Annotated in this window: 24 protein-coding genes; 9 read left to right on the forward strand and 15 right to left on the reverse strand. The window is 44.6% G+C overall.

Annotated elements, in window-relative coordinates:
* Window positions 1-583 precede the first annotated feature (583 nt).
* The 3 genes from QUA56_RS29615 to QUA56_RS29625 all read left to right on the forward strand — a co-directional run bounded on the left by QUA56_RS29615 (window position 584) and on the right by QUA56_RS29625 (window position 3953).
* Window positions 584-1819 (forward strand): PrsW family intramembrane metalloprotease, encoded by a 1236-nt coding sequence (locus QUA56_RS29615; protein WP_333365405.1) that lies wholly within the window; start codon window positions 584-586, stop codon window positions 1817-1819.
* Window positions 1820-1968: 149 nt separating this feature from the next.
* On the forward strand, window positions 1969-3759 hold the full coding sequence (locus QUA56_RS29620) for a mechanosensitive ion channel family protein (RefSeq protein ID WP_333365408.1): 1791 nt from the start codon (window positions 1969-1971) through the stop codon (window positions 3757-3759).
* The gene (locus QUA56_RS29625) at window positions 3756-3953 is read left to right on the forward strand and encodes a hypothetical protein (RefSeq protein WP_333365411.1); all 198 of its coding nucleotides are present in this window, start codon (window positions 3756-3758) and stop codon (window positions 3951-3953) included. Before QUA56_RS29620 ends, QUA56_RS29625 begins: the two co-directional genes overlap by 4 nt.
* A gap of 21 nt (window positions 3954-3974) precedes the next feature.
* Here QUA56_RS29625 and QUA56_RS29630 read toward each other — a convergent pair whose 3' ends face one another.
* The 3 genes from QUA56_RS29630 to QUA56_RS29640 form a co-directional block, all read right to left on the reverse strand.
* Window positions 3975-4133, reverse strand: coding sequence for a hypothetical protein (locus QUA56_RS29630; protein ID WP_333365414.1), 159 nt, complete (start codon window positions 4131-4133; stop codon window positions 3975-3977).
* The gene (locus tag QUA56_RS29635) at window positions 4114-4320 is read right to left on the reverse strand and encodes a ribbon-helix-helix domain-containing protein (RefSeq protein ID WP_293336674.1); all 207 of its coding nucleotides are present in this window, start codon (window positions 4318-4320) and stop codon (window positions 4114-4116) included. The genes QUA56_RS29630 and QUA56_RS29635 overlap by 20 nt, the downstream gene beginning before the upstream one ends.
* A gap of 175 nt (window positions 4321-4495) precedes the next feature.
* On the reverse strand, window positions 4496-4747 hold the full coding sequence (locus QUA56_RS29640) for a ribbon-helix-helix domain-containing protein (RefSeq protein ID WP_333197584.1): 252 nt from the start codon (window positions 4745-4747) through the stop codon (window positions 4496-4498).
* A gap of 100 nt (window positions 4748-4847) precedes the next feature.
* Between QUA56_RS29640 and QUA56_RS29645 the strand changes: the two genes are divergently transcribed.
* The 3 genes from QUA56_RS29645 to QUA56_RS29655 all read left to right on the forward strand — a co-directional run bounded on the left by QUA56_RS29645 (window position 4848) and on the right by QUA56_RS29655 (window position 5807).
* Window positions 4848-5081 (forward strand): hypothetical protein, encoded by a 234-nt coding sequence (locus QUA56_RS29645; protein ID WP_333365420.1) that lies wholly within the window; start codon window positions 4848-4850, stop codon window positions 5079-5081.
* Between the two features lie 253 nt (window positions 5082-5334).
* Window positions 5335-5544 (forward strand): hypothetical protein, encoded by a 210-nt coding sequence (locus QUA56_RS29650; RefSeq protein WP_006633400.1) that lies wholly within the window; start codon window positions 5335-5337, stop codon window positions 5542-5544.
* A complete protein-coding gene (locus tag QUA56_RS29655) occupies window positions 5541-5807 on the forward strand; it encodes a type II toxin-antitoxin system RelE/ParE family toxin (protein WP_333365423.1) in 267 nt (88 codons plus the stop codon). Before QUA56_RS29650 ends, QUA56_RS29655 begins: the two co-directional genes overlap by 4 nt.
* Before the next feature lie 49 nt (window positions 5808-5856).
* On the opposite strand, the gene vapC is transcribed toward QUA56_RS29655, so the two are convergent.
* The 3 genes from vapC to QUA56_RS29670 form a co-directional block, all read right to left on the reverse strand.
* Entirely contained in the window at window positions 5857-6264 is a 408-nt protein-coding gene (gene vapC / locus QUA56_RS29660) for a type II toxin-antitoxin system VapC family toxin (protein WP_333365426.1), read from the reverse strand.
* Entirely contained in the window at window positions 6251-6463 is a 213-nt protein-coding gene (locus QUA56_RS29665) for a type II toxin-antitoxin system VapB family antitoxin (protein WP_333365428.1), read from the reverse strand. The genes vapC and QUA56_RS29665 overlap by 14 nt, the downstream gene beginning before the upstream one ends.
* 79 nt (window positions 6464-6542) lie before the next feature.
* A complete protein-coding gene (locus QUA56_RS29670; protein WP_333365431.1) occupies window positions 6543-6665 on the reverse strand; it encodes a hypothetical protein in 123 nt (40 codons plus the stop codon).
* A 54-nt stretch (window positions 6666-6719) separates the two neighbouring features.
* On the opposite strand from QUA56_RS29670, the gene vap15 reads away from it, so the two are divergent.
* Window positions 6720-6956, forward strand: coding sequence for a type II toxin-antitoxin system VapB15 family antitoxin (vap15, locus tag QUA56_RS29675; RefSeq protein ID WP_190655710.1), 237 nt, complete (start codon window positions 6720-6722; stop codon window positions 6954-6956).
* Window positions 6934-7353 carry a putative toxin-antitoxin system toxin component, PIN family gene (locus tag QUA56_RS29680; RefSeq protein WP_333365434.1) on the forward strand — a complete coding sequence of 140 codons (420 nt, stop codon included), beginning with the start codon at window positions 6934-6936 and terminating at the stop codon, window positions 7351-7353. The genes vap15 and QUA56_RS29680 overlap by 23 nt, the downstream gene beginning before the upstream one ends.
* Window positions 7354-7358: 5 nt before the next feature.
* Here the strand turns inward: QUA56_RS29680 and QUA56_RS29685 are convergent, their stop codons facing one another.
* The 6 genes from QUA56_RS29685 to QUA56_RS29710 form a co-directional block, all read right to left on the reverse strand.
* Entirely contained in the window at window positions 7359-7592 is a 234-nt protein-coding gene (locus QUA56_RS29685; protein WP_333365436.1) for a hypothetical protein, read from the reverse strand.
* 308 nt (window positions 7593-7900) lie between these two features.
* Window positions 7901-8167, reverse strand: coding sequence for a Txe/YoeB family addiction module toxin (locus tag QUA56_RS29690; protein WP_333056963.1), 267 nt, complete (start codon window positions 8165-8167; stop codon window positions 7901-7903).
* Complete coding sequence (locus QUA56_RS29695; protein WP_333365439.1) at window positions 8164-8388, reverse strand: hypothetical protein; 225 nt, start codon at window positions 8386-8388, stop codon at window positions 8164-8166. Before QUA56_RS29695 ends, QUA56_RS29690 begins: the two co-directional genes overlap by 4 nt.
* A gap of 222 nt (window positions 8389-8610) precedes the next feature.
* Window positions 8611-10404: an aspartate--tRNA ligase gene (gene aspS / locus QUA56_RS29700; protein ID WP_333365442.1), complete on the reverse strand. Its 1794-nt coding sequence runs from the start codon at window positions 10402-10404 to the stop codon at window positions 8611-8613.
* 383 nt (window positions 10405-10787) lie between these two features.
* Window positions 10788-11375 carry a hypothetical protein gene (locus QUA56_RS29705; RefSeq protein ID WP_333365445.1) on the reverse strand — a complete coding sequence of 196 codons (588 nt, stop codon included), beginning with the start codon at window positions 11373-11375 and terminating at the stop codon, window positions 10788-10790.
* 337 nt (window positions 11376-11712) lie between these two features.
* Window positions 11713-12342, reverse strand: coding sequence for a macro domain-containing protein (locus tag QUA56_RS29710; RefSeq protein WP_333365448.1), 630 nt, complete (start codon window positions 12340-12342; stop codon window positions 11713-11715).
* 128 nt (window positions 12343-12470) lie between these two features.
* Here QUA56_RS29710 and crcB point away from each other — a divergent pair, with 128 nt between their 5' ends.
* Window positions 12471-12869 carry a fluoride efflux transporter CrcB gene (gene crcB, locus QUA56_RS29715; RefSeq protein ID WP_333365451.1) on the forward strand — a complete coding sequence of 133 codons (399 nt, stop codon included), beginning with the start codon at window positions 12471-12473 and terminating at the stop codon, window positions 12867-12869.
* Window positions 12870-13220: 351 nt separating this feature from the next.
* Here the strand turns inward: crcB and QUA56_RS29720 are convergent, their stop codons facing one another.
* The 3 genes from QUA56_RS29720 to QUA56_RS29730 form a co-directional block, all read right to left on the reverse strand.
* Window positions 13221-14183: a diguanylate cyclase gene (locus QUA56_RS29720; protein ID WP_333365454.1), complete on the reverse strand. Its 963-nt coding sequence runs from the start codon at window positions 14181-14183 to the stop codon at window positions 13221-13223.
* 10 nt (window positions 14184-14193) lie between these two features.
* Window positions 14194-17358, reverse strand: a complete 3165-nt coding sequence (locus QUA56_RS29725) for a response regulator (RefSeq protein WP_333365456.1) — start codon at window positions 17356-17358, stop codon at window positions 14194-14196.
* Window positions 17359-17448: 90 nt separating this feature from the next.
* Complete coding sequence (locus QUA56_RS29730) at window positions 17449-22458, reverse strand: PAS domain S-box protein (RefSeq protein WP_333365459.1); 5010 nt, start codon at window positions 22456-22458, stop codon at window positions 17449-17451.
* Window positions 22459-23067 lie beyond the last annotated feature (609 nt).

A 23067-nucleotide genomic window follows, 5' to 3' on the forward strand; every position in this document is an offset into this window, starting at 1 on the left:
GCAGTCCTAAATCTGTCGCAAAATCGAGCGAGATCGGAATCCTTGTAGTGCGAGCATCTTGCTCGCGTACTATTTTTAAAATCATTTAGGATTGCTATATATCCCTCTTCTGTCACTTTCGGCATAAAATAATCTGGGATGCTGATAGCATCAGACTTTTACCAAAAATCTTGATTTCAGCCATTCTGTTAGAAAATAAACGCTCAAAGGCTCGCTCTATCTACAGTTAAAATTTTAGCTCTCATTTTTATTGTCCCAGAGTGACAGAAGAGGGCTATAGCAATCCTAAATGATTTGCTTGCATTATACGCGAGCTTTCTGGCTCGCACTGCAAGGATTCTGGTCTCGCTCGATTTTGCGACTGATGCGAGGATTGCTATATAACACAATCTCTCAGTAGAGATAGCAAAAAAGAACACGGGGACTCAAGTCCCCGACTCGCTTACCACGAGCGGGCTAAAGCCACGCTCGTTTCCCGCTTCCCGTATTGTTTTTATGAGCGCGATCGCCAGTCAGCGTCGCTTAGTCCACCAACGTTACCCCTGCCTTCAATACCCTTTCTTTCGATAATCATGAGGTGCCTATGTCGTTAGCTAACAGAGCCAGACTTTTCTATGGTTCGCGCTTAAGCCGCCCCCGCAATGCTGTGTTTATCCTCATTGTTTTGGCTGTATTAATTGCCATTAGCACGTCATCCTTTATAAGGGAATTCTCAGGTCTTCCCCCAGTGGGTCTCCAGATATTTTTCATCGCTCTGGCAGGGATGATCTTACTGACGCTGATTACCCTGGCAATTTTGTGGTTTCTCGATCGCCGAGAACCAGAATCGAGGTGGCTTTACTCGATCGCTTTGCTGTGGGGCGCTCTGATTGCCACCGGATTAGCCCTCCCGCTTAACAACTACATCCTCACTGCTATATCTGGCTTTGTGAAAGTGCATCCTGATGTGCAGGCAGTTTTCGGCGCGGATGCCGGACTGGTTCTGGGTGCTCCCATAGCAGGTCCGCTTGTGGAGGAAACCACGAAAGGGCTGGGAGTGCTGCTGTTGTTCTGGCTGCTGCGGGCTGAATTTGATGATGTTCGAGATGGCTTTATCTACGGTGCGCTGGTAGGGATTGGCTTCAACTTGGTGGAAGCGCCCTTGTATGTACTGCAAGGATATGTCCGAACAGGGGATGTACCGCTGTATTTCCAGCTAGCGGATCGTTTTGCTCTGTTTGGGCTAGCAGGACATGCAATGTTTACAGGGCTGTTTGGTATGGGATTGGGGCTGGCTCGGCAAACAACACGCCGCTGGTTGCGCTGCGCGGCTCCGCTGGGGGGCTGGTTGTTGGGGTTTTCGGGGCATTTTCTCAATAATGGTATCGGTCTATTGGTGTACCTATTTGTCTTTCTAACAACTGGGAAGCCATTGCATGACGAATCAACTCCTAAAGTGGTTTCCGAGGTGATTGAACCCTTTTTAAACCAGTGGATAACCCATAGTGCCTTTAGATTAATTGGCTTTTTTCCCTTTTTTCTGCTTGTAGGAATCATGCTGTGGCAGAGTGGCATTTGGGAGCGGCAGGTGATTCGGGAAGAATTGGCAGATGAGCGGGAACCTGTAATTACGCCAGAAGAATATGAACAGGTGAAGGGCGATCGCATTTTTAGAACGCGCCGCATTCCCCATACCAATGGGCGCACCTCGGCGGCGATCGTGCGGGCGCAAGACGAACTGGCGATCCGCAAATGGCGGGTGAAGCACGCTGGGCGAGACGTGGAGACCGATGCGTTGGTTGCCTCTTGGCGAGACGAACTGGTGCGATTGCGAGGTTAGTGCTTTGTTGACTTCCTTCGTCTCACCGTTACCAAACTATTGACGGTATTCTTCTTAATGGTGAGCCTAGCTTCAATATCAGGTTGCTCAATCACGTCCCGACAAATATGTTCCCGTTTAATCGATTCCTTCGTCTCACAATCCGGTTTGTGCTAATTAGCCTCATGACGATCGCGCTGGTGATAGGTTGGGGTGCGATCGCCCAGAGTCAAGTGCCTTCCCTACCATCTGGTGCTGCGAATAATTCCTTCAGTCCTCCATCTGAGGTCAGCCGCCACGGAGAATATGAAACAGCTTCAATCAAATCACCGCTGGACGGTAAAGAGTTGTTTAAAGTGACCTCTCATACAATTTTTAATCGAGACAAAATCCCAGATGGATCTCTTCCAGTTGAAGTTCGGGCACAGGACGTGAATGAGCGGCTGTGGCGGGTTTTCTATCGAACTTACTCTGCTAAACAAACACCAATTGTGACGATCGCTACACTCAATAATCGACCCATTATCCAAATTAGTGACGATCGATCTTCTCGCCCGATCCGATTCGTGACGTTGACAGAACCAGATGCTGACTTTAACGGTAAAACCCTGGACGAATTAACTCAGGCATGGCAAACGATTCTTCAAGATGAAGTCGCTCGGTTCAAGCAGTTAACGACACCTGAAGCCGTTCGACAACGATTGGGGCAGGCATTGCAAATCTTACTGGGATTGCTGATTGCCAGTGCTGTAATTTGGTTTCTGCGACGAATTTTGACCCGCAGACAAAACACTCTGGAGAGCCAGTATCAAGAGCAATTAACTGCGTCTACTAATCGTGTGCCCTTGGCGAATGCAGAAGCGAAAAAAACGCATCAGTCAGAACCCAGTATTTCATCAGAGACGATTGCAGGAGAAGACACCGAAGCGAGAGAGATTGCAGATGTGCGATCGCAATTTCTGGCAATCCTGCAACACCAATTTAGTGTGAAGCGTCGATTAGATCTTGACAAATTTCTCCAATGGGCGTTGTTCTGGATTTTCATCTTGATGTGGTACGTCGGCATTGCACGCATCATCTCAATTATCCCCTTGTTAATGCAATGGAGTGTTTACGTCTGGTCAACACCCCTGGCATTGATTGCGATCTGGTTTAGCATTAGTTTAGCAATCCGCATCAGCAAAAGTTTAATCGATCGCTTGTTGCATTCCTGGACAGTCAATCCACTCATCCCACTCCCAGAAGCACAACGCATTGCCCTAAGAAGTACCACCATTGCTGAAGCCCTAAAAGGACTCGCCACCTTTATTTTGGTAATCATTGGAATTATTTGGACACTGGATCTGTTTAATGTTCCGACCAGTTCGATTGTGGCAGGAGGTGCGATCTTTGGGTTAGCAATTTCTTTTGGTTCCCAAAGCTTGATTAAAGATCTGGTCAACGGTTGCTTGATTTTGATCGAAGATCAATTTGCCCTGGGAGATGTGATTCAGATTGATAACAAGGGTGGTTTGGTCGAAAATCTCAACCTGCGAGTGACTCAACTCCGTAATAGTGAAGGTCAACTCATTACAATTCCCAACAGTGCGATCGCAAATGTCTGCAATTTAACTCGCCTCTGGTCAAGAGTTGATTTTTCCATTGTGGTGGACTATGACAATGACCCCAAACAAGTTCTCGATGTGTTGCGCCAAGTCTCGCAGCAGATGTATCAGGAACCTGATTGGTGCGATCGTCTACCCGAACCACCCGAAGTATTGGGCATTGATGACCTCTCTCACACTGGAATGCTAGTGCGCGTTTGGCTTAAAACAGCACCGATGCAACAGTGGAGTGTTGGACGCGAGTTCCGTCTACGGGTGCGTCAAGCATTTGAAGCAAACAACATTCGGATCGGTAAACCACAATCTATTACTTATAACATGGGCTTGAACTCCCATATTCAGGAGGAAACTTTATGATATCACCGCCACAGTCCGTTCCCCAACTGCTGCGCGAAGAAATTCTCAATGTACCGACGGGCAAACAACCGATCCGCTTGCTGATTTGTGGCATTCCCAAAGGCGTAGAAAGCATCGTCAATCTGCTGCACGTTTTAGGTTTTGCTTTTATTTGGGGAATGGAGCCCGCCTCTACCATCGCCTCTAGCGGGTGAGGCGATTCGGATTTTAACCCGTTACTGGAAAGAGTAATTTGTCAGGTCGATGGCTGCCGCCTCGGCTGTCGCCTGCGGATTTTTTTGTGAAGCGCGATCGATCTTTCTCTTATTGAAGAGCGATCGCTCGACTAGCGGCAGCGAGGGCAGAGTTAGTGGCTTAATCGTCTTTGGATTCATTGAATTTGCCTTCCTTCTGGGCTCTTTCGAGACCTTCCTCCACCAAAAGTAATGCCATTTGCGAAATCGAACGACGCTCAATGCTCGCCAGTTTTTCTAACTTCTCCTTCACTTCAGGTGGCGGGTAAAAGGCAACTCTAGGAGATTTTGCAGGACTCACATTGTTTGGGGGTAGCGTGTTCACCATGTCATTTTAGCTGGCTGCAAATTTTTTAGAAAAATTTTAAGCCGAGGTAGCACACCACAATCTAGTTTAGGCTATAGTAATCTAAACACCCACAAACCAAACCCCACTCCAACACAAAATCAACGGCCCGACAGGTTGGCAGTTGAGAATGACCCATCAGCGTAGAGATCAAAGGTTAATTGCTGCTGGGTTCATCTTCTGTAGTCTTTTTAGCCAAGTAAGCATCTACAGCTTCAGAGACAATCCGACTTACGAGATTGCTGACTGTCCGGTCTTCTTTCTTGGCCCAATCTTCCAAGACGTTGTAGGCGTTTGGAGGAACGTAGCTGGTGACTCGTTTTAGGTTTTTTGCTGGCAAGTTAGGCAACTGGGAATTTACTTCATAAATCGATCGTACTTTCTTTGTACGCCTCTTGCTTAGTGACACACGGTGTGATACCGTGTAATAGTCAAACACAAAACCCCCACCGGCCAGACTCGCAATCGTTCGGTGGGGGCTTGAACTCCCATATTTAGGAGGAAACTCTATGATATCACCGCCAAAGTCAGTTCCTGAATTGCTCCGGGAAGAAATTCCTGATGTACCTCAAGGTAAGCAACCGATCCGTTTGCTGCTGTGCGGCGTTCCCAAAGCGGTAGAAAGCATTGTTAATCTGTTGCACGTTTTGGGTTTTGCACAAGTTGGAGAATGGAGCCCGCCTCTACCATCGCCTCTAGCGGGTGAGGTGATTCGGATTTTAACCCGTTACTGGAAAGAGTAGTCTTTGAGGGCGATCGCACGAATTGAAAAAGTGCGATCGACCTTTCTGTCTCATTTAGGGCTTACCCATAAATACCAAAGAAACCGGGTTTTTCACGACAGTTAAAGGCCCGGATGCAGTATTTCCGTAAAAAACCCGGTTTCTGACTACCCGCAAACCAACGTTGGCTAGAATAAATTTAATTAAATTAAAAATAAATTTGCCGCATTTCGTGATAAAATAAAAACCTAAAAATAATCCTACAAAAAAAGCAATGTCTGAAATTACTCTAGACGAAACCAAACTTAAAGAATTGCTCAAAGCAGCGATTTTTGAGTTATTAAAAGAACAAAAAGAAGTATTTTCTGAAATTTTAACAGAAGCCCTAGAAGATATAGGGATGGAAAATGCTATCAAAGAAGGCGAAAATACTGAAACAGTCAGCCGCGAGCAAATCTTCAAAATCCTGAAGAGACAACCATGAATGTTGAGTTTAGAAAAAGCTTTGAAAAGGATTTGCTGAAGATTCTTGATGCCGACTTGTTTCAAAGAATTCAGGAAGCGATAGAAGAAGTTGAGAAGGCCGAAAAATTAAATGAAGTCAGCAATGTTAAAAAACTAAAAGGTGATGCAGACTACTATCGCCTTAGAGTGGGTGATTACCGAATCGGTATTAAAGTTAAGGATGGCGTAGTCTATTTCGTCAGGATACTCCACCGCAAAGAGATTTACAGATACTTTCCGTAATCATTTCAGCCTTCACCCCATCCTCACCAACTCAAACTCAAATTAATCTTTAATTATTGTCAGGCCGGAAGCGCAAGCAATTGAGCGATCGCACTCTCTGAATTGTTTCAAAATCGCGATCGTTATGAACTAGAATAAGTTGGTGTTCGATCGCCAGTTGGGCAATGCAACAGTCGATACTACTTCTAACCGTTAACCCCTGTCGTTGCAAATCGTAGTAAATCCGAGCAGCCGCTACCCAAGTATTAGGCGTAGACTCGATGTAGTCCTGTTCTTGGAGATAAGTTTCTAATAGTGTCCACTCCCTTTCATCTCGACAACCTTGCAAAAGTTCCATCTGAGTAAATCTGTTCAGAAAAATACTTTCATCCTTGATTATTGCTTCCAGGGATTGGCGTACTACACCTGTCTTGTCGCGGAAAACGCTGATCCAGACTGAGGTATCAATCAGAAACATTTCGGTTTTCCCGCAAAGCTTTGTAGTCGTAGTCGATCGCAAATTGAATTTGTCCGCTTAAATCAAGTAGGTTCCGCTTTTTACGGGTGCGAATTAATTCTTGCAAAGCAAAGTCAATCAGTTCTTTTTCTGTCTTGAAATTGGTTAAGCGAAAGGCTTCTTTAACCAATTCTTCGTCAAGTTCAAGGGGGCTTTTCATAGTTCATGGTTCCTTTCACTCTCTAATTAATTATAGCATATCCACACCCTAATCCTCAACCTCGCCCAACTCCCCCAACTCACCGAAACCAAGCTGCACGCCTTCTATCCAACTCCTCTGCATCGACGGCAGCAAATTCGATAACCTCGATCGCCCCGCCGATATCTACCTGCAACGGACTGTTTTCGAGACTTGAAGCCATCCTAAATCCAAAAAATTGAGATAAAATATCGACAAGCCCTAAACATAACGAACAATGACTCTAGCTAACTATCAACTTTCCCTAAACTTTGAACAAATTTTAGCCCTAGTCAAACAACTGCCCTATCCAGAAAAATTGCAGTTAAGTCAAGAGCTGGAAAAAGAAGTATTAAACAGTAAATTAACAGCTCTTTTGGAGTCATTTAGAACCGACGAGCTTTCTTTAGAAACTATCACCCAAGAAGTAGAAGCAGTCCGAAGCGAAATTCATGCCAGAAAAACCAGCCCTTAAAGTAATTATAGACACTAATCTTTGGATTAGCTTCTTGATTGGCAAAGAATTAGCTAATCTCAAAAAATTAATAGTGGATCAAGCTATCCAAGTTGTCTTGTGCGAACAAATAATCGAAGAAATCAATCTGGTAACTCAAAGACCAAAACTCCAAAAGTATTTTCCGGTAACGAAAGTCCAAGAATTGCTTGAATTGTTGAGAATCATTGGTCTATGGATAGAAATAACCTCGGAAGTCTCTATTTGTAGAGATGCTAAAGATAATTATTTGTTGGCTTTAGCGAAAGATAGTCAAGCTGATTTTTTGATTACAGGAGATGGAGATTTATTGAGTTTGGTGAATTTTGAGGGGACGGAAATTTCAACGTACAAAGATTTTTTAGGCAAAATCAATTAAAATTATTATCCTAAACTATATTCATTATCTGCTAAAATGTCTTGTAAAATTTCAGGCGTTAAGCCTCGCTGCGTGGCCCGATCGGAAATTTCTGCCATAACCTGCGTTAAAGTTTTATTGTGTAAATTTTCTCTAAAAAACAATTGAATAATCAAACTTAACTCTTGCTGAGTCTTAGGACTAGCTTCTTCAAAAGCTGTCTTAATATTTTCATCAACTTGAATCATAATTATTGCCATAGCCGTTTAAAAAAGTGTTAATACGAAAACATTTTTTTTGTTTGATCTCTATTTTATCACACATCTTGCACCATTCTCAAAAACAGGCTTTTCGGCCTGTTCCACAACAGATGAATTTTATTGTGCGCCGTTGCTTCTAGCCCGCCATGAAAGGATTATTGAGAATGGTCAAGGTATTTTACATACTTATGACTTGGGCGTATAAGTCGATCGCACTTGCAACTCCTTCAACTGCTTCTCATCCACACCAGACGGCGCATTTGTCAGGACACAACCCGCCTGCTGCCTCTTCGGAAACGCAATCACATCTATTCAGTGTAATGATACTTACAAGCCGCGATCGCAATTTCTCGATCCGTAACTTGGTAAACTAAACGATGTTCGTTATCAATGCGCCTAGACCAAAAACCACTTAACTCGTATTTCAGAGGTTCAGGTTTGCCCAATCCTTCAAACGGTGAGCGGTCTATATCTTTAATCAATTCTACAATTTTGCGATAAATCTTTTTGTCTAATTTTGCCCATTCATTAAAATCTGCAAAAGCAGAAGATTCAAAAACAATTCTTCTGCTCATTGCAAATTCTGTAAGTTAAATTCAACTAAATTTTGCCGCTCTTTAACATTTTCAATAGCTTTTAAAAGTCGATTTTTGTTGACTTCTGATTTCAAAAGATATTCGGTTTCATCACACTCAGAAACAATTATTTCAATCTCTTTATCTCCAAAAGTCGCCTTAATTTGTTCTAAAAAATGATGGTTGAGTTCGCTGGCTTTTAAACGATAAACTGTTGACATCGTTTTTACCTATTTTCGATTATGATAATTATAGCGTTTTTAGTCTAAAGACGTGGAATGTAACTATAGCATACAGTATCAGCGAAAGTTTTGACTCAATGACAGTCCAGGACGCAGAATCGTGTCTGTCATGCTGAACAAAACGCAGTGTAGTGAAGCACCGATCGAGATGCTTCCCTTCTCTCAGCATGACACATCGGCTTTGCCTAAGTCGCAACCCGCTTATGACTTGGGCGTATAAGTCGATCGCACTTGCAACTCCTTCAACTGCTTCTCATCCACACCAGACGGCGCATTTGTCAACAAACACCCCGCTTGCTGCGTCTTCGGAAAAGCCATTACGTCCCGAATAGATTCCTCACCAGCTAACAGCATTACCAACCGATCCAAACCGTAGGCAATTCCTCCGTGGGGCGGAGTTCCATACTCAAACGCATCCAACAAAAAGCCAAATTTATTGTAAGCTTCCTCAGTCGATAAGCCGATCGCCTCAAACACCTTTTCCTGAACTTCCCGCTGGTAAATCCGCAGAGAACCGCCGCCCACTTCTGTGCCGTTTAACACCAAATCGTAAGCTTGAGCTCTCGCAGTTTTCAAATCATTAATATCGTCGGGATGCGGCGCAGTAAACGGGTGATGCAATGCTTCCAAACGCTTCTCGTCAGCGTTCCATTCAAACATCGGGAAATCTGTCACCCACAGCAGATTCATCTTGTCTTTGTCAATCAATCCCAATTCGTTACCCACGAACAAACGCAATCTATCCAAAGTCTTATTGACAGTTGTCCCGTCGGCGGCTGCGAATAACAACAAATGACCTGGTTGCGCGCCCGTGCGATCGAGCAATTGCTGTTTTTGTGCTTCCGTCAAATTATCCTTAATTGCGCCGATCGTATCAATTTCGCCGTTATCCCGCACCCGAATGTAAGCCAATCCCTTTGCACCGGCTTCGCTGGCTTCCTTAAACAAATCGCCTTTCGGACCCGGTTTAATCCGCACATTAGAAATCGCCTCATTCCCGCCCGGAATCGGCAAAACTTTCACAATTCCGCCCGCAGCAACCGCCCCGGAAAATACCTTAAATCCCGAATCTTTCATTAAATCGGAAACATCGACTAATTCCATACCGAAGCGAGTGTCCGGTTTGTCGCTACCGTAGCGATCCATCGCTTCTGCGTAAGTCAAACGCGGGAAAGGACAAGGCAATTCAACGCCTTTGACAGTTTGGAAAATATGGCAGACTAAACCTTCATTTAAGGCAATTACTTCTTCCACAGACATGAAACTCATTTCCATGTCCAATTGCGTAAATTCCGGCTGTCTGTCGGCGCGCAAATCTTCATCGCGGAAACAGCGGGCAATTTGATAATATCTGTCAAAACCAGACACCATTAACAATTGTTTGAACAACTGCGGCGACTGCGGCAAAGCATACCATGCACCGGGATTGACGCGGCTGGGAACTAAATAATCTCTCGCACCTTCGGGAGTCGCCCGAGTTAAAATCGGCGTTTCAATTTCCATGAAACCTTCGACATCTTCCAGGTGGCGGCGCATGGCTTTCACAACTTGGTGGCGAAGCTGCAAATTGCGACTCATACGATCGCGCCGCAAGTCCAAATATCGATATTTCAGCCGCAAATCTTCCCGCACGTTTTCGGTATCCGCCGTCGCCACCTGAAACGGTAACTGTTTGCGAACCGCATTTAACAACTCAATTTGGTCAGCATAAATTTCTACTTCACCCGTAGGCAATTTCGGGTTGAGGGACTCTTCGGGGCGGCCGGTGACTCGCCCGGTAATTTTAACCACATATTCGCTGCGTAAAGCCTCAGCCCCGCGATAGGAATCGGGGGTGCGTTCGGGATCGCTGACAATTTGCACGATACCCGATCGATCGCGCACATCCAGAAAAATCACCCCGCCATGATCGCGGCGGCGATCCACCCAGCCGTAAAGGGTGACAGTCTCTCCGATGTGTTCGCTTCGCAGTTCGCCGCAGTAGTAACTTCTCATAATTCGGGGTTATGGACTAAAAATAAAGCTTTTTGATTATAGCGCTTAGTGTCAAAACCTTTTATGAACAGGCAAGATGCCTGTGAAGCGAGAAAATTCAATCTTTGTGGAACAGGCATCTTGCCTGTTCTTTAAATATGAACAGGCATCTTGCCTGTTCCACAATGAAAATTCAATCTTTGTGGAACAGGCATCTTGCCTGTTCTTTAATTTAAATATGAACAGGCATCTTGCCTGTTCCACAATGAAAATTCAATCTTTGTGGAACAGGCATCTTGCCTGTTCTTTAAATATGAACAGGCATCTTGCCTGTTCTACAAGAAAATTCAATCTTTGTGGAACAGGCATCTTGCCTGTTCTTTAAAATGGTCTCATATCTGAGTTTAATGCTTCTTGTCAAAAAACGCCGTTAGCGCATTCCATGCAGACTTAGCGGTTTCTGTCAAGCGAGTGCCGATCGACTCAATTTGCCTCACAATAACCTGCCAATTCTTTTCAGCTTCCGTCTGAATGTGGTCAACAGCTTGTTCGATGCGATCGCGTTCGATCAATTTATTTTGTTCCACCGCTTCTCGCGCTTGTCGCACTGCTTTCAAATAAGCTTCGCGACTGACTTCGCCGGCATCTTGCACCTGCGCTTGCGCCCGCGTTTTAATCGCATCCACCACCAGCCAATTTTTCTCAGCTTCTTTTTTGATCAGCCTGACTGCTTCTGTGACTCTCTCGTGGGCGAGATCCTTATTTTCTTCGATCGCCCCGGAGGCCTGATTGACAGCTTTTAAATAAGCTTCGCGGGTGAGTTCGCCCGCTGCTTGCACTTCGGCGGCGGCGCGTTTTTTAATTGCTTCAAACAGCGCCGCAGTTTCTGCGATCGCCTCCTCAGTCGCCTCGGGCATCTCTTTTTTGACGAGCTCCGTCGTTTCGACAGTTGCCTCTAAAACTGGTTCCTCGGTTACTTTTGGATCTGTCATATCAATCTTCTCCTTTGGTAGCAAACATTTTCACAAAATCTCACAGTCCCTAGATGCAGACTTTGTAGGTATAGCGCCAGATTTTATTCGGGCCTTTCAGAATAACTCGGCAATTATTGTTCCAGCATCATCAAATTTTTAATCTGCGCTTCCGCAGTCGAGCGGTCTCAGTTCTATACATTACACTATATCTACCAAAGTAGAGTTTGTGTGTAGGATACCGCCAACTTGCAGGTACGGTTTAGCGCACTTAAATTTTTCCTCTGTCCCTCCACAAAAAACACAATACCAAGAAAATTGGTTTTTAAACACTATAAAATTTGGAGATTTAATCCTTTCAATTTTCTAACTGCAAATCTTCTACATCGCTTGAATATAACAAGTGGTGACACCTTTGGGCGTGCAGCCAAGACTTAGGAAATTCGTATTGAGATAGGAGAATATCTTGAAGCGCGACCTTCATTTGATTGGCACATATATGTGGTGGCACTTTGCCTATTCCCGTACCCATGCCGGGAATAGCGATAGTTTCAATGATATGTTTGACTGGCGTTCCGTCTGGGACTGAGCCAAATTTTACGAGCGTTAAAATAGCCCGGGTTGCTAAATAGACATTTACTGTCTCTCTTAAAACTGTAGGAACTCGCATTGTTGGGGCAGCGATTAAATAAGGAATTTCAGCATGATCTGTGTCTACAACTTCTGCCACTCCTACTAAGAGTTCGCCGTGATGGCGAGTCTGAATTAGTTTTTGCAGGCGTTCTTGAACCTGGTTTCCAAAATATTCCGCAATCTCTAAATCTAAGCCGCCGTCCATGAACCCAAAACTATTCGCCGGACTCACAATAGCATCGCATTTCACATCAAAGATTGAGCCGCGGTGGATTTTTACATTTTCTATATTGCCGCAAGTGCTTTCCCAAGCTCTAACTAAGTCATCGTCTACTGCTGCCAGCACAATTTGCATAAATACTCTCTATTAATTTTAATTGCGAACAGCTAGAGCGATCGCCAATTTAATCCTACAATACTTTACATAAGTCCGCTGAATCTAAAATTCATCTCAATATCAAGTAGCAAATATTTAATAGCTGTATGCTGCAAGACCCGAATCTGCGCCATCCGATCGCAATTAGTTTAGGTGCCGTTGCCGGCGCTTTGAGCCGGTATTATATCACCTTGTGGTTTGCCAACCGTTTCGGGACGGCTTTTCCCTACGGAACTTTTTTTATTAATATGACTGGTTGCTTGGCTATGGGATTTTTTACCACCCTCGCTTTTGAACGGGTGCCGACTATTCCGTCGGAAGTACGGTTAATGGTAGCAACTGGCTTTTTGGGTGCTTATACTACTTTTTCAACTTACGGTTTAGAGACAAATGTCTTGTGGCGCGATCGATCTTACAGCATCGCCGCTTCTTACTGGGCTGGCAGTGCCATACTCGGAGTAATCGCCGTTCAGCTAGGCATCATTTTAGCACGAATTGGCAAATAGATAAAATCGGTTTGTGCAAATAATACCAGTTTAAAAAAAGAATGCAACTGCAGGCAAACTCCCAGCCCATACAGCATCAGTCAGTCGATTTTAGATCGGGGTTGCGGACAATAACAATGACATCTTTCGATCGCAAGTTCCCTTAACCTAATACAGGGAGGGCTTTTAATTGGGTTGCCACCCTGTCAGGTTTAGGTGTGATGATGTGTACTGCATCGTGTTTTCCGGCTGAGGGGCTAAAGTCTTCAAGCTGTTTCCCTATCTTGTTTTCCGTTTACTCTTTCTCGGTTGAGTTCGCGTTTAATCAATAATGCTTCTTGCGATCGGATATCGCTGTTCTCAAAAGAACAGTTAACGATTTAAACAGCGTTTGGTGCGTTTATTCTCGTACATAAGTCGATCGGCCTTTGCCACCAATTGTTCTAATGAAAAGTCATTATTGAAATCCCCACCCTGCACCCCTAGACTCATTGACAGTAGATAGGCTCGCTCGTGCTGTCGATTAAAGCTATCAATATTAGCTTGCAGCCGATTATAAAAATTATATGAATTCTCCGAAAAAGTAGGAACAAATAAAGCAAATTCATCTCCTCCCAGTCGAGCCACAATATCCGAATCACGAAAGGTTTCCTTCAATATTTGAGCGGCGTCAACGATTACTCTGTCTCCCATTTCGTGTCCGAAAGTGTCGTTAATCTTTTTCAAACCATCTAAGTCAGCAAATAAAAGATAGTAGCAGGTTTGCGTGCGCCGAGCAATTTTTAGTTGTTGCTCTGCTAGTAAAAAGAAGCCCCGTCGGTTATATAATCCAGTTAATTCATCCGTCAGGGATAACTGCCTTACTTCTGCCTCTGCCCTCAGACGTTCCTGGATTTCCTGTTCTAAACGTTGATTTTGTTCGATCAGTTGTTGGTGTTGCTGTTGAATGAGTAATTGATTCTTTACCCTGAGCAGCACTTCCTGCTCTTGAAAAGGTTTAGTGATGTAATCTACACCACCCAATTCAAACGCCCGTACCTTGTCTTCGAGTCGTTCGAGCGCACTGATAAAAACGATTGGAATCTGAGCAGTTGCTTCAGATGCTTTCAACTGTTTGCAAACTTCGTACCCATTCATCTCAGGCATATTAATGTCAAGTAAAATCAGATCCGGAGAGTTGCGGCGAACACCTTCGAGAGCCATTCTACCGTTGAGCGATTTGCGAACAATATAGCCCTGTGACTCTAGGATTTTGGCTAACAACCGCAGATTGTCTGGGGTATCGTCCACGATCAGAATATTCGTTTGGGCAGCAAGTTTAAGTAAAGTAGCCATAATTTTCTTTCTAAAATTGGGTGAGAGTTGCGATCGCTTCCAACTGGAAGTTATCAACCAGCGATATCATTGCCTCAATGATATCTTGTTTCTCCTTGGGAATTTGAGCTATGAGTTGATAGAGCTTGCGATCGCCCAGATCGAGTGCTGCTTCATGGACTTCTGCAATCCATTCGATAGGCATTGTTTTCAAATCTTCTGGAGTCAACGTCTTTGGTAGTAAAACAGATGACTCTCGGAGAACTTTTTCAGCGTAGCAGTAGCGGACACCCAAGTGAAAAGCTATTTTGTCAAAAAGTGTGGCTTCAGTAAACGGCTTGGCAATGTAGTCATCGCAACCGGCTTGCAGACTGGCGTTGCGATCGTCTTCAAAAGCTAATGCAGTGAGAGCAATGATGCTGGTCATTTTTCCTTTGTCATTTATCTGATGCTCAGAGTTGTCTGCTGATGGCGACTGACTAATGACTAATGACTCTTGCGCTCGAATCTGTCTCGCCGCTTCATAACCATCCATGACAGGCATTTGAATGTCCATCAAAATCAGGTCTGGATGCCATACTTGCCAGCGGGCGATCGCCTGTGTCCCATCCTCAACCGCACACACCTCAAACCCAACTGACTCCAGCAGTTTCACCAGCAATTGCCGATTTTCTGAAACGTCTTCTGCGACTAGAATTCGGTACATCGGTTGCCCTAATTCCAGCCCGATAACGAGATCGGCTTCAGCTTCTTCTAAATCAAGGGACTCCGGTAGATCCAAAATAACTTCGCAGGTAAAAGTCGATCCTTGATTCAGGTTGCTTCGGACTGTGATATCCCCTCCCGTCAGACGAGCAAACTGACGGCTGATAGACAGTCCTAAACCAGTTCCCTTAGCATGACGACCGCAATCGGTTTGCATGAAAGCTTCAAAAATAGATTCTAAATCTGAGGGCGCAATACCAGATCCGGTATCCTCAACCTCAAAATGCAGGGTAATTGTTTGTTTAATATCGCATAGATTATAGGGAACAGAAATAGGCAGCGTCAAACTGGTTTGGTTGATGGTGTCTTCGCCTTCGCTTAGCGTTCCCGATGACGGCATACCGTCTGATGAAAAAGCTCGTCCCCGCAGCGCAATCTTTCCTGTGGTTGTAAATTTGATCGCATTCCCTAGCAGATTAATCAAAATTTGGCGAACTTTGGCTTCATCACCGCAGACATAGCGCGGCACAGTAGCCTCCCACTCACTACTCAGATTCAAACCTTTCTCAGCCGCTTTCAGAAGGAACATATCGTTAATAGAAAAAAGCAGCCGATGCAAATCAAAACAACTTGGATTCAGTACCAATTGGCCCGCTTCAATTCTGGACATTTCCAAAACGTCATTGATTAATGTCAGCAGGTGTTCTCCACTGCGACTAATGATACCTAAATGCTCTAGAAATTCGGATGGAATATTAGGACTGCGGTTCATAAGCTGGGTAAATCCCAGAATGGCATTCAGCGGCGTTCTGAGTTCGTGGCTCATCTTGGCAAGAAACTGGCTTTTGGCGCGGTTAGCGATCGCAGCCCGCTCTGCGGCTTGTTCTAGGGCAGCTTGTGAAAACTCCAGCACTGCCAGCATGAGGATGTTTCTCATTTCGGCGGCTGCTTCTAACTCCACCACCTGCCAAGGATAAGACATTTCCCGCACTGTCTGCCTCCACAGTTCAAACGACTTCCGGGGACACAAGTGCATTGCTCCAATTTCATCGATTGTGACGGCATCCTGTGGATTACCTGCCCAGTTTACGGTTTGAATTTGTTCGGGTCGGAACCAAAGAATGTGGTATGACTTTTCTTTGACATAGCTCAGCAAGATTGAGATTGCTAAAACACCGCTGGCTTGATCTTTGAATTGCTTCGCTTCGGGATACAACTGATAGAGAGAAGCTGTTGCAAACACTCGTTCCTGGTTGTGTTGCGCCAACCACTTTACAAGTTCCCCTATCTCTGATTCAGATGGTGTTTGACCCACCAGTGTCAGACGACCATCAAGCAGAATTGCAGCCCCCTGAGCATGAACTAAATCTAGCAGTTGAGAGGCATTTCGAGTCAATACCTGTTCGATAAAATTGGACTCTCGCTGGAATGCCTGCTGAAGTTGATCGTGAATAGTTTTTACTTGCTTTCGGTAAACATTCAATTCTCGTTCTTGCTGATGCACCAGTTCAATCGAGGCAAATTGTCCTAAAAATTCACAAGTTTTGCGCGTTTCGTAATTCACCAATCGCGGGCTGTAATGGTGACAGGCAATTAATCCCCAGAGACGCCGATCGTCAATTAACGAAATTGTCAGCGACCCGGCGACTCGCATATTTTGCAAATATTCGATGTGGTAGGGAGAGACTCCCCGTAACACACAATCACTCAGATCCAGGGGTGTATTGGTGAGGGGATTGTTAGTAGGAATTAGGGGGGAAGGTGTGTAATTGATATCGGGAATTTGGCGCACCCAGGTGCGGTAAAACAATTTGCGGGCGGGTGCGGGAATATCGATCGCCGGATAATGCAATCCCAGATAACTTTCTAAATGGCTTTCTTTTTCTTCTCCAATCACCACCCCATGATCGTCGGCTTCAAAGCGGTAGATCATGACGCGATCGAACCCGGTAATCACTTTCACTTCTCTGGCAAGGGTTTGAGCTAAATCGGAAAGGTTGGTTGCGCTGCGAAGTTTGAGGATGGCAGCTTGGAGGCGATGATAGAAGTGGATTGAATGAGTTTTTTTGGTGGTAAGTTGGGGTTCGAGTTCCAGAATTAACCCATCTCCTGTCCGATGCAGCGTGCTTCTAAAGGTCTGAGTTTTCCGACCCCGCTCTACCTGGGCAATTCTCCGGTGTGTTTTTAGCTCAAACGGATTATGAATTTCTAGGTTGTTTGGGCTCAGATATTCGGCAATTCGTTGCACTTGAGCGCGGGAAAATAACCGTTGTAAGGGCTGACCCAGCAATGCTTCTGCCGCTATGCCAAAAAACAGTTTTACATTTTCACTCACTTGTAAAATCTTGAGGTCAGCTTCTTGCAACTTCAAAACTATTCCATAAGGTTGAATATAACCGGGAGCATACACTGATTCATCGCTGCACTGCTCTAAAGTTGTCAATTCTAAAGGAGTGAGTGAGGGTGGTTTGGTAGCAGTTGGTGTTTGCATTTTAAAGTAAGTAATTCTAAAAGTTAAAAACTTGTCAATTGTGGATTTTCGATTTTGGATTTTGGATTGAATAATTTTCCTATCCCCCACTCAGGTTGGGGAATTGCCGTGAATTAGCTGAAGAATTTGCTCAAATTGATACTGGTTGGCAAGTTCAGTCAGACGGGTAGCAAGTTGAGCGAGTTCTGGGGACAGTTGAGATACAAGTTCAACGATCGCCCCATCGTCTCCACATACAGCATCCTCCTCCAATTGAGCCAGCCATGCTTCTGGTAATGTTGCCATAAGTGTTGGAGCGAGGGAATCTGAAAAGGGAGAGATCGTAGAGGAGAGGTATGTTTCCTGTTTCTCATGCACTGTTTCCTCTTTCTGGTAGACATACTCTAAGCCCAGGTATTGCGCCATCTTGAGAAATAGGGTATTTTCTCGGAAGGGTTTGCTGATGTAGTCGTTGCAGCCAGCAGCGAGGGCGAGGGTGCGATCGCTCTGAGAAGCCTGTGCTGTGAGTGCAATAATGATGCTGGTTTGTCCCTGTTCCATTGCCCGAATTTTTTTGGTGGCTTCGTATCCATCTAGCAAGGGCATTCTGATGTCCATCCAGGTGAGGTCGGGTTGCCATTCAAGCCATAGCTGGATTGCCTCCTGTCCGTTGGTAGCTTCTCGTACCTCCAATCCTAATTTTGTCAGCAATCTGACTATCAACAGGCGATTTTCGGGGCGATCGTCAACTACCAAAATGCGATGGTGGGGTTGACCGGGAGCCAGCCCGATCACGAGGCGATCGTGCTGTTCGGATGTGAGGTTAACTCCACTGGTGGGAGTGATGGGGAGAGTAAAGGTAAATGTAGTTCCCTGTCTTAAGATGCTACTAACAGCAATTTCTCCGCCCAGGAGCTCTAAGAGTTTGCGGCTGATGGTCAATCCTAGCCCTGTGCCACTTACCGATTGCTTTCCAGCTTGAGCTTGCACGAACGCATCGAAGATAGTATCAATTTCTTCGGGTGCAATCCCTACACCCGTGTCTCTCACTGCAAACTGGAGAATAGTCCGAGTTGTGAATGCTACTTCTGTAGTGGGAGGCTTGATGCTGACGCGCAAAGTAATGCTTCCCCGCTCGGTAAATTTAATCGCATTACTCAAAAGATTGAGCAAAACTTGGCGCAGTTTTTGAGCGTCGGCAAGAATAAATTGGGGAACTTCGGGAGCAATCTCGAAACAAAGGTCAAGTCTTTTAGAACTGGCTCGTTCTGCTAACATATTTCGCAGGTTATGTAGCAAGGCAATTAAGTCAAATCCACTTTGTTCTATTGTGCAGTGTCCTGATTCAATTTTCGAGAGGTCTAAAATATCATTAATCAAACTCAAGAGATGGTCGCCACTGCGACGAATGGTTTCTAGGTCTTCTTGCTGGTTGGGAGTGAGGGAGGGGTCATGGGTCATTACCTGGGTAAATCCCAGAATTACGTTGAGGGGTGTGCGGAGTTCATGGCTCATATTGGCGAGGAAGATACTTTTCGCCATGTTTGCTGATTCTGCAGCTTCCATTGCTTGTCGCAGTGCTAGTTCTTTTTGTTTGCGATCGCTGATGTCTTTGTGTGTTCCAATCATCCGTAAAGGCTTACCCTGTTCGTCATAGGCAACGACTTTCCCGTAGTCAGCGATCCACTTCCATTCCCCTGACTTGCAACGCACGCGATAATCAAAGGCATACTTAATTGAGCTATCTTGCAAGTGACTATTGATATACTCAAAAACCCAGAATTTATCATCAGGATGAATCATCTGCTCCCAGACGTTCAAATCCATCACCAACTCACCCGGGTTGTAGCCCCGCATTTCCTGGTAGTGGGAACTCAGGTAAACTTTTCCAGTTTTAATGTTCCAATCCCACAGTCCATCTCCAGAGGCTTCTAGTGCTAGCATTAAGCGTTCCTCACTCATTTGTAAAGCGGTTTCCGCTTGATGTTGTTGCGTCAGATCGATCGCCACACCACCGACTAGCATTTGCCCAAATAAGTCGGGGATGAGAAAATTGTAAACGAGAAAATCACCCAGCGTTCCATCTCGACGGGGCGCAACCTCAACCGTTTCAATTACCTCCTGGGTTTGAGCAACCCTTTGGATATTGTCGAGAAATTGTTGGGCGATGGCGGCAGAGTAGAGTTCACCAATGGATTTGCCAATCAGATCGTCAGTGGGTAACTCGAAGGTATGGAGATAAGTCTGGCTAGCATAGAAAATTACACCATTTTCATCGGTAATCCAGGCAGGGGCAGGGCTGTGATTCATGAAGGCTTGGAAGCGAGCTTCACTTTCTCGGAGTGCCTGTTCTGCTTGTTGGCGTTCCGCTTCAATGCGCTTGCGATCGCTGATATCCCGGCAGATACAGAAGTTCATCATTTCACCTTCTAATTCTACCCGGTTCCAGCTAATTTCTACATCATAAACTGAACCATCCTTGCGGCGATGTCGCGTCTCAAACAAAGGAACAATCTCCTCTCTATCGATCATGATTTGTAGTTCTTCCTGCGTCCACTGAACATCCCAATCAGAGACATTCATATTCAGGGTTTCTTCTAAGCTGTAGCCCAGCATTCGAGCAAAACTAGGACTGGCTTCGACCACCTTTCCGCGCCGATTCATGACCACAACACCGTCCCTGGAAGTGTTGAAAAACGTTTTAGTCCGCAGAAGTTCTCGGGCTAGTGCAACTTCGGCTTGTTTGCGATCGCTAATATCTTTCATGAAGCAGTAATGTCCCAAAAGTTGGTGCTGTTCCTCGTAAGTGGCAATCATCACCAATTGCTTGTAAAAAACCGAACCGTCCTTACGAACTCCTGTGGTTTCAACTTCAACTCTACCCTCTTGCACCATCTGCCAATAGGCTGCAACCAGTTTTTGCAATTCGTCGGGATGTACGGTATTTTGCCAGGGCATCCCGATCATTTGTTCTGGCTGATAGCCTGTTATGTCAGCATAGGCTTTATTGACGTAGAGATAACGTCCTCGAGTATCAAGTTTGGAAATGCCCGACACCGCATTTTCCATGACCTCACTCATTTCTCGCCGTTCCCCTTCGGCTTGTTTGCGATCGGTGATATCTTCTGAAAAACAAAGAAGGTACTGGGGCTGATGCTGTCGATCGTAAATGGGAATCTTCACCGTATGCAGCCAACGTTTACCCAGACTGTGACTATCGATGACTTCTTGCGGAATATCCTCAGCACACCCCTTGACAAAGACTTCTCTATCCTTTTGCTCGAAAAATTTTGCCTGTTCGGTTGGGAAAAAGTCATAGCCACTTTGGCCGATTATTTGTTTGGCTGAAATACCAAATAACTCCTCGCTGGTTTTATTCCAAAACTGAAGTACGCCAAAATTTTCGGGATGTGCATCCTTGACAAAAACGGCAACAGGTAAATAATCTAGCATTGTTTGTAAGAAATTGCGAGTTTGTTGAATTTCCTCCTCTGCTTGTTTGTGCTTGCTAATATCAATAAATGTAATTACAATTTGTTTGAGTTGACCGTTTGGAGCGAATTCTGGGTAGGCATTAACTAATATCCAAACTAAAGGATGATTTCCGCTGTAGATTCCTAGAACATAATTTTTGATATGAATCATAGTGGATAAAACCCGTTGCACGGGATATTCCTCGATCGGCATTACACTGCCATCTTCTCGCACGAAATGCCATGCCGGATCGCTCGCGGTTTTCCCCAGCATTTGATCCATTGAAAGCCCTAATAATTTACAAGCTGTTAAATTGCATAATAGAATGCTGGTATCGATCGCGTGAATCACGAAACCAGCATTTAAGTTATCGGTCAATTGCCGATATCTAGCTTCGCTTTCCTGTAAAGCCACTTCTGCTTGTTTGCGTTCGGCGATATTTCGAGCAATCCTTGAGGTTCCAATTACTTTTCCGTTCTCATCTTTAATAGGCGAAATACTGATGGAAACATCGACTAATGTTCCATCTTTTTTGAGCCGCTTTGTATCATAATGTTTGATGTATTCTCCGCGCTTTATTTTATGGAGAGTTTGTTCTTTCTCGTATTCATATTCTGCTGGAATCAGCTTACTTATAGATTGCCCTACTATTTCTGTTGCCGTATAACCAAACAGTTTCTCTGCTGCTAAATTCCAGCTTGTAATTACACCCTCTAAATCTTTACTGATAATAGCATCTTCCGAAGATTCCACGATTGCAGCTAGTCTACCGTTCTCAAGTTCTGCCTGTTGTCGCTGGTCGATCTCCCACTGCAACTGACAAGTCGTTTTTTTTAATTGAGAGATTTGGCGATAATTTACTTGCATCATATACACAACTAATGCAAACAGCCACGCTAAAACTAAGCCGCCAATTAGCACAATTACTGGCCAAGGAGATTTCAGATATGTTATTAATTCTGGATTTGGGGAAACTTCCACTCGCCAGTCTGCACGCCATGCTTTAACTATAGCTGTTTTCTGTAGCGAGGGTTGAGATGGGAGCTTCTGACCGTAGATCGATTCTGTGCGATCGTAGATAGCTATATTGTAGCCATTTGACACTTTTAAAATGCTATCAAATAGAGTTTTAAACTGAAAAACTCCGACAATAAACCCATCAAACCGATCGCCCACAAATAAAGGAACAATCACGAAAAATCCCTTATCCCCTTGAGCGAGTAAAATATTGTGTGTTAAGACCATTTCGCGCAAATCGCGAGCCACCTGCAAAGCGATTTGGCGGCGAGGATCGCGACTCAAATCTAAGTTTTGTGCTGCCTCATTTCTCGCCAATGGTACAACCCACCGGACTTTAAACGATCGATCGACCCATTCGATCGCTTGACAACCGTAGAAATCCTCTAGATGAGCCACAGCATCGGCTTCCCAAAGCTCCTTTGGTGTACCGCCATTCACTTCCCAGCGATGCGCCATTCGCCGAAGTGTCAGCATCCGAATTGATAATTCTTTGCTCAGTTGTGACTGAATCGCATTGGCTTCCTGCTGAATTAACTGCTCAATGTGAATTTGTCCGTTGATGGTTAGCTGTTGCCACGTAAGTAAAACAGCAAGAGAAGCCAACACACCAAGCAGAAGAGGTAGCAATCTTTTAAATGGTGTTTTGCATAATGTCCTAATCAGGTTGAGTCGAGTGATAGCCATAAACTAAGCGATATATTAATAGATTATTATTCAAATTATTGGGCTATATTTTTGTGATTAAATGAGGCAAAATAGCAATTTTTTTAGCGTGCAAACCTGTTAGCGTTAGGACAATCTCTAAACTTTATTATCCCTAAATTGAACGGTTAAATTCCAGAGAGCAAGAATGTTGTTCCTGAAGCCCTAGCTCTCTAAATAAATTTAGAGAGGGCGATGAGCCAGATATGTTCAGATTGTAAATAGGCATTGTTTGCCAACATGGGCGACAAAACCAGTAGATGTGATTCTGGCGAATGTGACCGAGCATTCGATCCGAGCAGCAGGGGCAGTGTGTCATAAAGACATATTTTTTAACTGAGGGGTATTTAACTCTTGTTGCAAAGTGCTGTAAACTGCTTGAAGCAAACATAAGAAGACCTAGAGTAAAGAAATAAAAGTTTGGTAAAGAATATAAAATGATTGAGGAAAAGATACAAATTTAAACATTCCGTAATAATATTAAGAGCGCAGAGAATTGCGATCCCACAATACGCACATTATTACGCATCTTGT

The sequence above is a fragment of the Microcoleus sp. N3A4 genome (assembly GCF_036701805.1).
Lineage (GTDB): Bacteria > Cyanobacteriota > Cyanobacteriia > Cyanobacteriales > Microcoleaceae > Microcoleus.